We start from the raw sequence: 12446 nt of genomic DNA, 5'->3' as shown, positions 1-12446 counted from the left end.
AAACTTAATGCAACATAGAACATTATTACAACATCTTGGATTTACTCCTAAAGAAAACGTTACTGGTATATTTTACAAAAAATATTCCAGTGCAGGTGGCTATGTTATTGAGGTAGATTTTACTCAAGAAAAAATAAACTATGGCGATTTAGTCGTTTGTGAAAACAAAACTACGCAAAATTTTTCCCAAGCAGAGAATTGGGTAATTTTAGAATGCGTTAACCGTTTGTTAGAAAAAGGTTATCAACCTAAGAACATTAAACTTGAAAAAACGTGGGCAACTGGCCATGGAACAAGTGGCAGACTGGATATTTTTGTTACTCATGATGATGGCTCAGCCTACATGATGATTGAATGCAAAACTTATGGTTCAGAATTTGATAAAGAATTCAAAAAAATTCTAGTTAGTGGTGGTCAATTATTCACCTACTTCCAGCAAGATAAGCATGCGGACGTTTTAATGCTATACGCATCTGAACTTAACAATAAGAATGTGCTCATCTACCGCAATGAAATTATAAAAATTGAAGAGGACTATCGCGAAACCAGTAATGTTAAGGACTTTCACGATCGCTGGAGCAAGCTTAGCAAAAACAATGGTGTATTTGATAACTGGGTCAAACCATACGACTTCCAAAGCAAAGCGCTTACACCAAAAAACTTGAAAGACATCACACAAGATGACAGTGGTTTTATATTCAATCAGTTTTTAGAAATACTACGTCACAACGTAGTTAGCGATAAACCAAATGCGTTTAACAAGATATTCACCTTATTTCTTTGTAAAATCTACGATGAAAAAACAACTAAGCCTAGCGATGAGTTAGCGTTTCAATGGTTTTACACACCTTATAAATATGAGGGTATATCTTACCCACCAGATGATAATATTTCTTTCCAAAAGCGCTTAACCGACCTTTATAAAAAGGGCATGAAGGCATTCTTGGAAAAAGACGTTACTGATATTTCAGATGCTGAATTTGAAAAGAAATATGCTGCCTTGGATGAAAAAGTACGTGGCTTAGTTTTAAATGAGCTTACTGAAATTCGCCTCAAGAAAAATAATGAGTTTGCAATCAAAGAGGTATTTGATGATGACTCTTTTAATGAAAATGCCAAAGTCGTCAAAGAGGTGGTAGAGCTTTTACAAGGCTTCAAAATTCGGTATACCAAAAAGCAGCAATACCTCAGCGACTTTTTTGAGTTATTACTCACGACAGGCTTAAAACAAGAGTCTGGTCAGTTTTTCACACCAGTGCCTATCGCTCAATTTATTATTAAAAGTTTGCCACTAGATAAGATTGTTGAAGCTAAATTGAATGCAGGTGAGAAAGACAGTCTACTACCTACGATCATAGATTATGCTGCAGGCAGTGGTCACTTCATCACTGAAAGCATGCATGAAATCCAACGCATTATTGATAAAACTGCACCAGATGACTTCATCGAAAGCACTGCCAAAAAGATAAAAAACTGGAAGGAAGATCATTTTGACTGGGCATTCCAATATGTTTATGGCATAGAGAAAGATTACCGTCTTGTTAAAGTAGGCAAAGTGGGTTGCTACCTGCATGGTGATGGCCTTGCGCAAGTAATTCATGGTGATGGTTTGGCAAACTTCACTAATGCTATCGATTACAAAGGCCTGCTAAAAAAGAGCGATAAAGACTTCCCTAAAGAGAACAAACAGTTTGATGTCCTAGTATCGAACCCACCCTACTCTGTCTCTGCTTTTAAGAACAACGCGCGTAAATATTATACCGAGTCTGATTTCACGCTTTATGACAAGCTCACAGACCAAAGCAGTGAAATTGAATGTTTATTCATAGAGCGCATGCAGCAGTTATTAAAAAATGGCGGATTAGCTGGCGTTATTTTACCAAGCAGCATCTTAAGCAACTCGGGCATATATACGGCAACTCGCGAAATTATTTTGCAGTATTTTGAGATTATTGCCATTGCTGAGCTAGGTAGCAATACGTTTATGGCAACGGGTACAAATACAGTTGTATTATTTTTGCGCCGTCGTAACAACTATGACAGCATTAATATCCGTGCATCTGTCACCAAAGCTGTGGCTGATTGCAAAGACGTAACGCTCAATGGTATTGAAAAAGCCACAAGCAAATATGTTGAGCATGTATGGGACGGAATAACATATACCGACTATCAATCCTTACTTCAAAGACAGCCAAGCCAAGCAGTGGTACAACATGAGATTTATCAAGAATACTTAAAATTGAAATCTGATAAAAAACCTCATGAGTCCGCGTGGTGGGATAAAGTTATTTCGTTAGAAACAGAAAAGTTATTTTATTTTGTACTCGCATATCCGCAAAAGATAGTGTTGATAAAAACGGGTGAGAAGAACGATGAGAAACAGTTTTTAGGTTATGAATTTAGCAACCGCCGAGGCGATGAAGGCATCCACCCGACGCAGCGGGGTAAGTCTATTGATGAATGCACCAGATTGTTTGATACAGAAGTATTTAATAACCCTGAAAAGGCGAGTACTTATGTTTATCAAGCATTTCTAGGTGACTTTAAGACACCAATAGATGAGTCATTGTCTGAAAATATCACTCGCTTTGATTTGGTTGACATGTTGACTTTTGATCGCTCAGTGTTTGAAAAAACCATTACTACAAATATTAAAAAAAAAGTAACAATTGATACTAAATGGAGTTTAGTAAAACTTGGCGATGTTACTCAAATTCTTAATGGCGGAACACCCGATACTAAGAATCCTGCATACTGGGATGGTGAGATAAACTGGGCCACACTGGTAGACACTAAACATAAATATGTACATGAAACGCTAAGGAAAATTACAAAGGAAGGCGTCAAAAGTTGCAACGCAGTTTTGCTTCCGATAAATACTGTTATTTTCTCTTCAAGAGCTACTATTGGTGACATTTCGATAGCAAAAACCGAAATTTGCACCAACCAAGGTTACAAAAACTTTGTTTGTGACGAAAATAAAATTCATCACGAATATTTGTACTATATTTTAAAAAATCAAAAGAACAATATAGCTAGTTTAGCTTCTGGTATGACTTATCCGGAAATATCTAAGTCATTAATATCTGATTACAAAATTCCACTACCTCCAATTGAAATTCAAAAAAAAATTATAAATGAAATAGCTAAACTTGAAGCAAAAGAGCAAGAAATTGAATCTGCTGTGGCAGTATTAAAATTACAAATTTTCAGATTGGTTGAAGGTTCATGTTCGGGCAGGATTTCAGATCTATGCGTCATATCAAATGAAAAAATAAATACTCTTCAATCTCCAGGCGAGAAATTTATCAATATTGGGTTGGAAAATATTGAAAGCGATACTGGCAAGTTAATAAGCAAAGTACAGTCTTTAGGGAAAGAAATTTTATCTGTAAAAAACACCTTCACCAAAGGTGATGTACTTTATGGGAAACTTCGACCATATCTTAACAAAGTTGCTGCAGTCGATTTTGATGGGATTTGTTCAACAGATATTTTGGTTTTGAAAACAGCAAATCCTAAAATACTAAAATATATTCTGCTATCGCAAGGTGTGCTTCAACAAACTCGTAATTTGATGAGTGGTATTAATTTACCACGCATCAAACCCGACACATTTTTGAATATTAAAATATCGTTTCCAGAGCTTGAACGTCTTAGTGACATTGAGAACCAAATCTCTTCTATTGAGATTGAAGTTAATACATTAGAAAACCAGCTCACTGAAATTCCTGGTCAAATAGATTCGACTTTGCAAAAGTATCTAAAGTAGCCATTTAAGCAACCAATCGAGTAAAAACCATCCTTAGCACTAATGCTCATTGAAATTGCACAATTTGGAGAGTTTAAGAATCCCTCTCTGTTTCCATATTCATCTTAACAAGATGGACTTCCTTTACAAGCCGCCCCTTCGCCACACCAGCATTAATCACTAGTTTTTAGTATTCTAAGTCTTTACCTGCATACTTAACCTTGAAACCATTAAATAAAGCTTTAGCATCGAATAATGCGTGATGTTGATTAGTTAGGTTATGCATAAAAAACAACTCTATTCCCGCTTCGAAGTCATCTTTTCTACTTTTGACCTTGCCTATCTGTGGGTAGTCGTTTAACAAGGCATTCATTAAATCCCAGTCGCCAGAATAATCATAAACTAACAATACCGTTGAATAGTCCTCAAGCAGATCAGAGATCCATATTTGTAACTTTTCTTTGAGATGATTGTAAGGCATGGCACATACACCACCCTTCAGCTTAGGCAAGACTTCAGAATTCACAAAATCACAACACCTGGCTTTGTTGAATTCTGAATTCTCAGCGTAAAACTCATGCATGTGTTCTGATACTATTCCTATACTGATGAGACTCATATCAACAAAGTCGGTAAACTCGGTATCAAAGAATAGTAGCAATCTATCTTTTTTAATTTCCATTTTATCTACCTTGTTCGTGGTTTCTGAATATCCATCTCCAATATTAGTGTGGCTTTTGGGATCGATGTTTGATAGCTAAATTCGTACAGAGCTCCATTTCGTAAATTGTCTCTAGTCTCAAATTTTGCGAGCTCGTGAACTACAACTTTGCCATTACCAATATTCTGAATTACATGGTGCGAAGTTATCTCGATTACGCTACCTCTATACTTGTTACTGCCAGACTTAACGACATCAAAGCCTTTGGTTCTGGCTATCAATTCTGCTTCGGCTAAACTCTCTTTCATATGATTAACAATCATTGTTGTCATCTGTTTGTTTTCAGATAGATTAGCAACATTCGACCGGATTAACTCTTGGGCAGCTGAATTTAGGAATTCTATTTTTTGTAGCTTTTTGTTTGCATCTCCGAGATTTCTCTCAATGATTCGCATGTCGCGTTGTGTAGCCAATTCTTGCTTATGTTTCCGCATGATTGTATTGATAGCTGGATCTGCAAACTCAACTTTAAGGCCTCGTTCTACTGCAATCCGTGCAACACGCTCCTGAAACTCGCGGGAACCTGCCAGCGTCAACTTGAACCCAAACTTTGCCTGTGCCAATCGCAAAGCAGTTTCTATGGTTAAATCGTCTGTTTGAAGCAGATCCACACGCTTACCCACGTCTTTGATGACGTCGATATCATGCATTTTGTAGGTTACTTCCCCACCCTTTCTGACTTCGTATTTGAGGTTTAATCTAGCTGGGTCAAATTTATACACTCCCTGGATAGCCACAATACTGTTTTGCTCTTTAGGTGTTTTGCGATTATTGGCGAGTAAACGATCCAATTCTGCCTGAGCGACCTCATCACCTAATTGCGACTGGCTCTCTAGGTAAAAGCGATACTTCTCAAAATAATGCTCGCTTTGCTCTGTTTTGATTGCTTGCCGTATGGCTTCAAACCCAGCCTTGATTTTCAGCTCTTGAGTGATACGTTCCATATTGGCGATGGAAATAGCTGCTCTACGTTCACCATATTTCAGACTGCGGTTATTATTTAGTGCCTCTCGCTTGGTAAGATATGTTGATTTAATCAGTGCGAGTTTTGCTTTCTGGTGAACCTGGGTCACTCTGAATTCATCAGCCAATCTAGAATAATTAGATCTGCGCTGTCCATGGAAATTAGTCCAAAGTTGCTTTCTTCTCTCCTTTGCCTGTTTCTGTAAATCGAACTGAAGTCTTCTATCAGATGAGTTAACAACGTCCTCGACAAAACGCCCCTCCCGGAGCGATTCAACTTTCATGATTAGATTGGCGCGATTTTTATTCTGCACTGATCGATCATGCACTGGCCCAATTTTTGGTTCGGCTTCATCCAATCCCTGCTCGATGTTACTTCTTAAATCTAGTTCAACACCATAGGATTTGGCGAAATCTGAGTACACCTGGCGTAAATCCTTCACCATCTGCTTTTCATGCCATTTTCGATCTTTAGCAGCACCTCCCTTTTCTGGAGCTTTGGGATTAGCACGCAAAAAGAATTTGCTAGCGTCACGCTCAATTCCGTCCAACCGGCGTTCTGTAAACATTAAATGTGCATGTATATTTCGCCCCCCGTCAGAGGCCAATTTGTCATGAACTGCCAATCGATACGGATGACTATTACCTAGAGTCGTGTACGCAAATTCTTTTGCGTAAGTAATCGGATCTGCTATTTCCCTTGGAATAGCAAATTCGAACTCAGTATAAGTTCGGCCATTTGCTCTTTCCATTTTGTCGGCTGCAGCAAAGAAGTCTGCCCCGTCACGTGCCCAACTGGGCATGTTTACATCAAGCAAATAAATGACGTCATCTTTATCTGCATATTTACCTTGGCCAGCAACATATAAAGCATGCTTACCGCCTTGGCCAACTTTGCCATGTTTAACGCTGAAATGCCGACTGGCCATATAGTTATCCTTTGCTCTGGATGATCCCTTACGCGTCGTTTGCTCACGTAGTGAGAAACGGGGAATCGCGCTTACTTTAGAAAAGTAAGCAAACTATATGAAGGTCGTAGAAGTGTGTAAAGCTAGTGACTAATAAGTTGCTTATTAGTTAATAATTAGAGACTTAACTACCAGTATAAAATGATTTCATTTTAAATGAATCTCAATAATGCTTGAAGTTTGCTAGGGTCAGGAGTAGTTGCAATCTCTTGTAACAATTTTCCGCTGTACATCCCAAACTCAATTTTAGTATTCATCAATATTACGAAAGTGTTGTAATTCGGTATAGCGTCACCTTTAAGCCATCTCCTCCAATTCCGCTCGGTTGCTTTTGAGAGAACAGTAATTTCTTGTAGAACCCCATTAACTTTATCTGTTTCTAATTTCGTTGCGTGCGGACTCATTAGCTGTTCCAATTTCTGACAACTTTTTACCTGGAGAATCTCCATCAAAGATTGAACCCATTTTGAAACGAATCTTTTACCAATACTCACCCTAAACTCATCATTTACAGGTCTACCCTTCCCTTTAGCGGCACCATTTTTCTTACTGATGATCTTGCATTTCCGAATGACTTTTTCAGATCGAAGAATTACGGCTTCCCTCTTTTCAATCTCAACCTTTAATTCGGCAATTTTGCGCTGAGCTACAATTATTTCCTCCTGTGCATCCCAGACATCGTATTCCTCAGATGATCGAAAGTTATTTTTCTCAGATACAAATTCATCGATACAAAACTCAATATCTTGTAAATTCTTTTCTCTTTGCTTAGCAAGCGAAGCTATGACTTCTGGATTAGAAAAATATGCAATGTTTCCCTTTCTAGCTTCCTCGCTTTTCGCATTCATAAGAATCTCCTCTCTATTTAAGAAAGTAGCTAACTCATTTATATATGGATGCTTAGTCCAAAATGAAGAGTTCAGAATTAGATAGTCGGAAACAGCTTCCTCATTTTGTTTACTGACTGATGTTTTACTAACTTCATTTTGAAATTTCCAATTTACATGATTTTCGAATACGCCCCGCCATGCGTTACGAAGTGCCAAAAGTTGAACAGCGATCCTGCAATCGATACTCAATGACTCACATGTGGCTTTCAATTCACTTTTTAAAAAAGTCTGCCTTTGGAAATGTTCGGGTAGCAAGCTTGCTACATTCCCCCTCAAATAGGCTGTAACTCTGAACAATCTAGGTGGCTCAGTATCCATATGTTCCAGCCATTCTGATCCAATAGTTTTTGCAAATTTATCAAATGTGACAAAACTCATTTAGACCCCTTTAATTCGGACAAATAAATATATTAAATTTTATTTTAAATGTATTTTCAATGCATTAAAAGGACTTTTAATACTAATTAGCATGTCATTAGTCATTAATAAACCCATTTGAGCCAAAAATATGAATAGAAAACTTAAGGAGATCGATCCGAATGAATTCGCTAACGCGGGGGACATTAATAAAACCACCATTAAAGGAGAAATGAGAAAACTCTATTCAGAAATTGACCGTAAGTTGAGAGAGGGAGGCTGGTCCGCAAAAGATGTCGTCACTTGGTTCAATTCTCGTGGATTACCAGTTAGCGTCGACTTGTTCCGGGTCTATTTACGAGATCTAGATAAGGAAAACGGTTATAAGCGATCAACAAATGAGTATGTTAATCCATTAGAGAGCCAATTCAACAATACGAGCCTTACAAATGCCCCGGCTCCAGAGACTTCAGCAGCTCGAGTCAATAGCATCACAAATCAAATTACAGCAAGCGAAAACCAAAGGATCTCGAATCCTGCAGATCTAAAGAAAGCCAGATCACAAGAGATTAATTTAGACGATTACGAAGAATAGGAAAATCATAATGAAAATTGCAGTTTTGAACTACACAGGCACTGTCGGGAAAACAACAATTGCTGCTCATTTATTATCTCCACGAATGCCACATGCAGAAGTTTTTGCAATCGAATCAATCAATGAAACTGCGAGTGGTTTGGGACTAGAAGTAGAAACGATCAGAGGAGAAAAATTTAAAGATCTGTTCAAAAAGCTTCTCAGTTTAACTGACGCAATCATTGATGTAGGCGCATCAAATGTTGAAGCTTTTTTGAATGGCATGATCAAAGCAGAAGACTCCCATTTGGAGATTGATTTGTACTTAGTACCCGTGACTAGTGGATCTAAAGAACAAGCAGAAACCATTAAGTTTATCAACACACTTTCCAGCTTAGGTATTCCAAACGAAAAAATCAAACTCATATTCAATCGAGTTGAAGAGGACGCAGAACAAGAATTTGCTCGGCTATTCACGTATACAAAAAAAGAAAACAAATGCGTTGCTCTTTCAGAGGCAGCAATTTTTGAAAATGAGTTGTTCGATATGGCTGCAGTAAAAAAGGTCACGATCTCAGCAATTCTAGCGGATGCAAATGACTACAAAACAATGCTGACGCAACTGGGCAAGGACGGGGACAAAAAGATGGCCTCACATTATGCAGACATGCACTTCATGAAAGCCTTGGCCAAGAGCGTAAATCGCAACCTTGATCAAGTATTTTTCACAGTGACCTCTTAGGAAAAGCTATGTCTGACGCCCGTACAAAACTAGATATTCTCTATCAAGAGGTCTTGGGTGATGTGAAAGAAGTGCTTGATCGCATGGACCAGTTAAAAGTCGACCTGCCTAATGTTTTTGATGGGGCAATTGCCTTAATACAAATCGAACACAAAAACATTACTTTATCTGCAGACAAGTTAAATGCTGGCTCACAGGATATTGTAAGCAGGATCGAGGCGTATGTGCAGGCTTCTGCAAAAAATGCCGCTGACATTGCCAAATTAGACTTTAGCCAAGCAGCCGAAGACTCTTTAAATACCCTTATTAAAAATGAGCTGCAGCCTACTCTGATTCAGGCAAATAACGATGCTAGGAGTATTTTGGAAGAGCTAAGACTGGTTTCTGAAAATATCCAAATCACGTCTGAAACTGCGATGAATAACGCGATCAACAACTTGAACAGTAGCATCAAAAAACTGAAAAAAGATGTAGAGACTGAAGCGGAAAAAATTGAAGCAAACAAGTGGAACCACATGCTTCATAGCGTTATTGGCGCTCTATTAGGTACAGGTATAGCCATATTTATGAGTACTTTGGCTTACCTGCTACTGAAATAAATGGTGAGGTTACTTTCTGACGGCAGCCTCACCAACATTCTCAAATAATCTCGAAAGAAGAAAATGCAAAACCATTCTATCACCCTCTTAAAAAAATGCGATCCATTCGTAACTGAAAATCGAAAGCTTAACCGCTTGCTTAATATTTATTGGGATCAGTTGCATGCCATGGCCGATGCAGAATTGGCAGGCTTGCCTGAACCCATGTTTGTAACACCCCCCCTTCCAAAAAACTTGATCTCAAAAAATTAATTAGGAGTTAAACATGAACCGAAAAACACGCGCTCTGGTTGCATCCGCTCTCTTTGGTTGGGCGGCGACCTCAATGTACCTGGTTTGGTATACCAAATATGAAATAGTTGGATTTGGTGGCTTTCTTGTATTAGTTGCTTTGAATGCTTATTTCAAAAAAGTTAAGCTTGGATGTGCAGCATGAAACTTACTTCTCAAGCAATCGGTTTGGTATTGGCTCTGTCCGCTGGATCTGCACACCCAGATACAGTGTTTTGCGTGAACTGTACGAATGAAGTTATGGAAATGGCCCGCCAAGCACAGAACATTGCACAATACACTCAACAAACCTCAAACCTTATTGCTCAATTAGAAGTAATGAGAGCACAGGCAGCAAGACTGACAACGGCAACCCCCTTTTCTCAAACTTCTTCTCTTTTGTCCAATTTAATGAAGGTTGTTAATCAAGGACAAGCACTGGGGCACGACATAAGCAGCATTACTCGCAGATTTGAAAACCAGTACCCAGAATTTGGAAAGCGCCAGGGTAATTATTTTGATACTTACCAGAAATGGTCACAATCCACCTCTGACTCGATCAAATCTGCACTGATGGCTGCAGGTATGCAGATGGGTAATTTTGAAACAGAATCCGCCACCGCTGACACCTTAAGAACCATGAATCAGACACCTGCAGGTCAATTGCAAGCGATCCAGATAGGTAATGCCGTATCTTCTGAAATGCTGGATGAGATGCGCAAACTCAGGCAGCTTAATACTGCGCAAAACCAAGCACAGAATGCCTTTCTATTAGGTGCTGCGCAACAAAAAGATGATACGACCAATGGATTGAAAACCTTCCTCAACCAAAAAAACAATGTCGTAAAGAGCTACGACGAAACAGCAAGGAAATTTAAATGAAAAAGATGACATTACTTACTTTGGCAACCTTGGCAGCACTGACTGGCTGCGAAAAGGAAAGCGAACAAAAACCAGCCTCTTTCTATAACCAAAAATATTCAACAGTATTGACCTATGAGCAAACAGAACAAAAATTTTCCTATCAGGATTGTCTTGCAAAAAATCGTGAAACTCACACTGAAGGGGAATGCCGTGTACCTGACTTCCTCAAAAAGTAAATGGTTCCTAATTGCTGCAATCGTCGTTCTAATGGTGCCAGATATCGCTATGGCAATGAGCACTGGAACGCCGATGGAAGTACAAAACGAATTCAAGAAAGTGGCGTTCACTTTTTCTAACAACATCAGCTCACTAGCCCTCAAGCTTTTATGGGGGTTAGCAGCGCTAGAGACTGCCTGGGGAACTGTAAAACACGTACTTGAACAACAACCATTTGAGAAGCTTATTGGCTTACTGTTCAAAATCGCCTTTTTCCCCGCTTTCTACACATTATTGGTACATAAAGGATCTGAATGGCTACCTGCCATAGTTGATGGATTTAAAATGTTTGGCACTGTTGGTACAGGGTTTGATAAAGAACTTGACCCTCTGAGAATCTTTGATATGGGTGTCACACTTCAAAACGCGATGGTGTCTTCTTTTACTCAAGAAACTGGCTCTGACTCGCCAATAGGCGCATTGCAAAATATTTTTCCAGCTCTTTTGATGACCTTTATTTGCATCATTATCCTGATATCGTTTGCCGCCATGGCTCTCTTAATGTTTTTGACTGTCGTTGAAGCATATTTACTCATGGCTGTTGCTCCAATTTTATTCGCTTTTGGCGGATCAAGATGGACGAAGGACATAGCCACAAAACCGTTCAACTCTATGATTGCCGTTGGCCTGAAGATCACGATACTTTATTTGATACTTTCCATTTCGTTACAGCTTGCTCCGTTGTGGGCAAAAACTGCAGCAAACTGGACAATGACTGATTGGAGTCCGCTCTGGTATGTCGCATTTTCCGCTGTCGCTACCGGTGTGCTTACCTGGAAAATTCCAAAAATAGCAGCGGACGCTTTATCTGGAACGGCTAGTTTGTCTGCAGGCGAAGCTTTACAAATTACTGCAGCAGCTATAGCAGGCATGGCAGGCGCTGCAGCTTTAGGAACTAAGGCCGCAGAAACAACTGCAAATGGTGTTGGTACGGTATTAGATAAAGGTTTAGGTGCTATGGGTAATGGTTTATCAAATCTACGTGCCCCCTCGATCGAACCAATGTCATCTAATGTACCAGTACCTGATCCGACTGGCCCAGCTCCAAAAGGTGATGGCAGTACGATAAGCACTTCAAATTCACCAGGCGGTGATGCCAAAGGTGCAAGTATCAGTGGTACTGGCTCCCAAGGGCAGAATACAGGTAAGGCTATTGAACGTTTTGCAGAACAACAGCAACAAAAAAGATTAAGCGAACGTGTACAGGATAGTATGAAAAGCTTTGAGTCTGCGATACCAAACGATCAGGCGACTGTAGGTGGGGATTTAGTTAAAAATTCTGAGTGACAGGTTGAAAATCAAAAACCGCTTTTGAGCGGTTTTTTTTATATCTAACTCCTGATAGCATGATTGATTATGAAAACCGTTGAGACAGTGAAACTTAGGGAGGAAGAGATCCTACGCATCAAACGCGAAGGCCAAGCTAAATCACGTCGGTTGGTCAAAGAAGGAGTTCGCACTCAAGAAAGCA

Annotated in this window: 12 protein-coding genes; 9 read left to right on the top strand and 3 right to left on the bottom strand. The window is 39.2% G+C overall.

Annotated features, from left to right (window positions below):
- Positions 1 to 7 precede the first annotated feature (7 nt).
- Positions 8 to 3772: a restriction endonuclease subunit S gene (locus tag ASG24_RS13350; protein ID WP_055872165.1), complete on the top strand. Its 3765-nt coding sequence runs from the start codon at positions 8 to 10 to the stop codon at positions 3770 to 3772.
- Positions 3773 to 3938: 166 nt separating this feature from the next.
- Here ASG24_RS13350 and ASG24_RS13345 read toward each other — a convergent pair whose 3' ends face one another.
- The 3 genes from ASG24_RS13345 to ASG24_RS13335 form a co-directional block, all read right to left on the bottom strand.
- On the bottom strand, positions 3939 to 4433 hold the full coding sequence (locus ASG24_RS13345; protein WP_055872164.1) for a hypothetical protein: 495 nt from the start codon (positions 4431 to 4433) through the stop codon (positions 3939 to 3941).
- Positions 4434 to 4438: 5 nt separating this feature from the next.
- Positions 4439 to 6364: an LPD7 domain-containing protein gene (locus tag ASG24_RS13340; RefSeq protein ID WP_055872163.1), complete on the bottom strand. Its 1926-nt coding sequence runs from the start codon at positions 6362 to 6364 to the stop codon at positions 4439 to 4441.
- Positions 6365 to 6555: 191 nt separating this feature from the next.
- Entirely contained in the window at positions 6556 to 7671 is a 1116-nt protein-coding gene (locus tag ASG24_RS13335) for a hypothetical protein (protein ID WP_055872162.1), read from the bottom strand.
- A 130-nt stretch (positions 7672 to 7801) separates the two neighbouring features.
- Between ASG24_RS13335 and ASG24_RS13330 the strand changes: the two genes are divergently transcribed.
- The 8 genes from ASG24_RS13330 (at position 7802) to trbL (ending at position 12262) form a co-directional block, all read left to right on the top strand.
- The gene (locus ASG24_RS13330; protein WP_055872161.1) at positions 7802 to 8245 is read left to right on the top strand and encodes a hypothetical protein; all 444 of its coding nucleotides are present in this window, start codon (positions 7802 to 7804) and stop codon (positions 8243 to 8245) included.
- Positions 8246 to 8255: 10 nt separating this feature from the next.
- Positions 8256 to 8966 (top strand): StbB family protein, encoded by a 711-nt coding sequence (stbB, locus tag ASG24_RS13325; protein WP_055872160.1) that lies wholly within the window; start codon positions 8256 to 8258, stop codon positions 8964 to 8966.
- A gap of 8 nt (positions 8967 to 8974) precedes the next feature.
- Positions 8975 to 9565 (top strand): hypothetical protein, encoded by a 591-nt coding sequence (locus ASG24_RS13320; RefSeq protein WP_055872159.1) that lies wholly within the window; start codon positions 8975 to 8977, stop codon positions 9563 to 9565.
- A 63-nt stretch (positions 9566 to 9628) separates the two neighbouring features.
- Positions 9629 to 9817, top strand: coding sequence for a hypothetical protein (locus ASG24_RS13315; protein ID WP_055872158.1), 189 nt, complete (start codon positions 9629 to 9631; stop codon positions 9815 to 9817).
- 13 nt (positions 9818 to 9830) lie between these two features.
- Positions 9831 to 10001 (top strand): hypothetical protein, encoded by a 171-nt coding sequence (locus ASG24_RS14690; protein WP_156376578.1) that lies wholly within the window; start codon positions 9831 to 9833, stop codon positions 9999 to 10001.
- Positions 9998 to 10717, top strand: coding sequence for a P-type conjugative transfer protein TrbJ (gene trbJ / locus ASG24_RS13310; RefSeq protein WP_055872157.1), 720 nt, complete (start codon positions 9998 to 10000; stop codon positions 10715 to 10717). Before ASG24_RS14690 ends, trbJ begins: the two co-directional genes overlap by 4 nt.
- Positions 10714 to 10935 (top strand): hypothetical protein, encoded by a 222-nt coding sequence (locus ASG24_RS14720; protein WP_055872156.1) that lies wholly within the window; start codon positions 10714 to 10716, stop codon positions 10933 to 10935. Before trbJ ends, ASG24_RS14720 begins: the two co-directional genes overlap by 4 nt.
- Positions 10910 to 12262, top strand: coding sequence for a P-type conjugative transfer protein TrbL (gene trbL / locus ASG24_RS13300; RefSeq protein WP_162241170.1), 1353 nt, complete (start codon positions 10910 to 10912; stop codon positions 12260 to 12262). Before ASG24_RS14720 ends, trbL begins: the two co-directional genes overlap by 26 nt.
- The last annotated feature ends 184 nt before the right edge of the window (positions 12263 to 12446 follow it).

This window comes from Methylophilus sp. Leaf414 (assembly GCF_001425425.1).
Classification (GTDB): Bacteria; Pseudomonadota; Gammaproteobacteria; order Burkholderiales; family Methylophilaceae; genus Methylophilus.
This window is presented reverse-complemented; position numbering and strand designations above follow the sequence as displayed.